Source organism: Teichococcus aestuarii, from assembly GCF_042651065.1.
Lineage (GTDB): Bacteria > Pseudomonadota > Alphaproteobacteria > Acetobacterales > Acetobacteraceae > Pseudoroseomonas > Pseudoroseomonas aestuarii.
The window spans coordinates 1-1986 of sequence record NZ_JBHSCH010000141.1; the positions used below are offsets into that span (position 1 = coordinate 1).

3 protein-coding genes are annotated in these 1986 nt (G+C 56.8%); 1 reads left to right on the forward strand and 2 read right to left on the reverse strand.

Annotated elements, in window-relative coordinates; translation table 11 throughout:
* The first annotated feature begins 324 nt into the window (after positions 1–324).
* On the forward strand, positions 325–1110 hold the full coding sequence (locus tag ACFOY6_RS23945; RefSeq protein WP_379640639.1) for a hypothetical protein: 786 nt from the start codon (positions 325–327) through the stop codon (positions 1108–1110).
* Between the two features lie 28 nt (positions 1111–1138).
* On the opposite strand, the gene ACFOY6_RS23950 is transcribed toward ACFOY6_RS23945, so the two are convergent.
* Positions 1139–1621 (reverse strand): hypothetical protein, encoded by a 483-nt coding sequence (locus tag ACFOY6_RS23950; RefSeq protein WP_379640638.1) that lies wholly within the window; start codon positions 1619–1621, stop codon positions 1139–1141.
* A gap of 1 nt (position 1622) precedes the next feature.
* A partial coding sequence (locus ACFOY6_RS23955; RefSeq protein WP_379652437.1) for a hypothetical protein occupies positions 1623–1986 on the reverse strand: 364 nt, incomplete at its 5' end.

Genomic DNA, 1986 nt, shown 5'->3' on the forward strand with positions numbered 1-1986 from the left:
CAGCACCGCCAGGGCCCGGATGCCGTACTGGTGGGAGGAGAAGACCGCGAAGCGGCCGCCAGCCTCCTTCCCCACCTGCCCCTGCCACTTGTTGGCAGCGGACCAGTCGATATTCCCGGGATTGCGATTGCGGTAGCCACGCGCCGCCGTGGGGCTCGCGTTGACCATGGGCAGGCTCCGATTTTCAGGGGTGCGCGGCGTCCGGCCGCGCGCGGTCAGAGAGGCAAGTTCTCCTGCCGCGCCTCTTCCATCAGGCGCTTGCGCCTAGCGATAGAATCACGGTGAATCCTGATCGCCAACCAGGTCCAGCCAAAGGCGCTGACGATGACCGACATGCAGAAGAAGAACGCAGCAATGGAAAGTATGTCCATATTGGGCCTACCTATCACGACCTGGGATAGAATTATATTTTGGTCTCTACTTGTAAGTGGATTTGCCGGCGCGATAGCTCTAATGGCTTCATTTATCGCGGGTGTTGCTGGTTACAGGGTCTCGGCAATCACCCAATCCAATGCAGACCAGAGGATCGCTGCAGCTAACGAACGTGCGGCGAGTGCCGATGCTTCTGCAGCCCGAGCCAACCAGAGTGCTGAGGATCTTCGCGCGCAAGCTGCGAATGCACAGCTTGAACAAGAGCGACTGAGAGAATCGAATCTCTCTTTGCAGCGTCAGCTAGAAGCAGAGCGGATGGAGCGCCTACAACTTGAAGAGCGGATGGGTCCCAGAAAGATCAGAATGCAGCAGCTAAATATCATGAAGGATGAACTTATTAGCATTCCGAAAGATCTTCGGGCTGATATATTCCATAAACTTGATGCTGAGTCAGAAAATTACGCTAAACAATTAGCGATATGTTTTATTGAATGCGGAATAAAAGTAAGTCTTATAGCAAATACTGCAATAATTGTTGGGTCGGCAAATTCTGGATTAGAAGTGGTCGAAATAAAAACTCCCTATTCGTCATTAATCGTAAAAGCCATGAAAAAAGCTGGCATAGAGATTAACAGAAAACAGAATGCGGTTTCTTTTAGTAATTCAAATTTACCAAGATCTGGCAGCCCTGACGCAGCTATTATTGTTTGGGTGCACAAGAAGCCCTCTCATATTTGAAAGACGTGCAAGCACGATCTTGCCATTATCAGTCCTGCCGCTTTGGGCGCACTTCGAGCGCTTCAATACGATCGGACAGCCAGGACAGCTTTTCGGTAAGCGCCCTGACGTTTCCATCAAAGGCGGCCATTTTGCTCAGCCCATCGGCGAGGCGGTCCAGCTTCGCCTCCACCCGCGCCAGGTTTTCGGAGACGCGCCGCTCCACCGCCTGCATCTCTTCTTTGCGGGCCATGTCCCGGTCCTGCTGGCGAAGCTGCGCTTCCAGCCGTGCAGTCTCGCGGGCAACCAGGTTGGCCAGGTCGTGACGAGCCTTGGATTCCACATCGGCTGCGCCTTTGACCAGCAGCGCAGCTTTCTCCTCCAGTGCCTTCAGGCCAGCCTGGGCGCGCTGCTCCACGCCGGTCAGATCATCCTTGAGCGTCTTGGCCTGCGTGGCACGGAAGCCGACAAAGCCCAGCACGACGGCGCACAGGGAGAGCAGGAGAGCCGGCCAGTTCGCGAATGGCTCCATCTTATCGCCCCCAGTTTGCCCACTGAATCGTGGCGGCCACGCAGCCAGCGCTGCCCAGAATGGAGAAGGCACCGGCCGGGCTGAAGAACCCCTGCAGGCTGCCGCTCCACACCATGGTGCCGCCGACGAATGCCCACAGCCCAGCGGACAGGCAGGCGACAGCCGCGCGCGTGTTGATGGAGCCCATCCACAGGGTGAGCATCAGCAGCAGGCCATCGATCAATGTCACCGCGCCCCAGAAGCTCTCCCGCAGCCCGACGTCCCGCAGAACACGGAACACAGGCTGGATGTCGAACATGCGCGTTGTGCTGAAGCAGCCGATGCTAAACAGGATGCTCCAGAGCGCGAAGGCGGCCAGGAAGGTT